This window comes from Methylobacterium frigidaeris (assembly GCF_022179185.1).
Lineage (GTDB): Bacteria > Pseudomonadota > Alphaproteobacteria > Rhizobiales > Beijerinckiaceae > Methylobacterium > Methylobacterium frigidaeris.
Map to the genome: position 1 here is coordinate 1 of NZ_BPQJ01000364.1, position 234 is coordinate 234.

The window sequence follows — 234 nt, forward strand, 5'->3', positions numbered from 1 at the left end:
CCGGCCCGACCAGGCCCTCATCGGCATCGCCAAGGGGGGGACGGACCCCGAGCCCAGGCGCCTCTCCACCCTGGAGACGATCCGGTTTGAGCTCCCGGGCTACGCCATCGGGGGCCTGGCCGTGGGGGAGCCCAAGGAGGCCATGTTCGCCATGGTGGAGCTCTCCACCCGCCTCCTCCCCGAGGACCGCCCCCGCTACCTCATGGGGGTCGGCCACCCCGAGGACCTGGTGGC

Annotated in this window: 1 protein-coding gene; it reads left to right on the forward strand. The window is 73.5% G+C overall.

Going from position 1 to position 234, the window contains the following annotated elements:
* A partial coding sequence (locus tag MFF64_RS39215; protein ID WP_238194126.1) for a tRNA-guanine transglycosylase occupies positions 1 to 234 on the forward strand: 234 nt, incomplete at both ends.